At 52.3% G+C, this 237-nt stretch carries 1 protein-coding gene; it reads left to right on the forward strand.

Features of this window, described 5'->3' with window-relative positions; all coding sequences use genetic code 11:
* A partial coding sequence (locus tag ACYP03_RS27940; protein ID WP_459782926.1) for a DUF350 domain-containing protein occupies positions 1-237 on the forward strand: 237 nt, incomplete at both ends.

The raw sequence follows: 237 nt of genomic DNA on the forward strand, positions 1-237 counted from the left end.
GCCATTACCCTGTCGGGTTCTGTCCTGGGTTATTCACTGGCCATTGCCGGTGATGCCAGTAACTCAGTGAACTTTGTTGATTTCTATATCTGGGGTGTGGTTGCCCTGCTGGCTCAAATGCTGGCTTATCTGATTGTTAGTTTAGGCTTCATGCCACGAATCGCTGAACGCATTGAAGCGGGTGAGATCCCTGCGGGACTGCTGATGGCTGCGACTTCTGTTGCTGTGGGTCTGCTC

Source organism: Photobacterium sp. R1 (assembly GCF_054600795.1).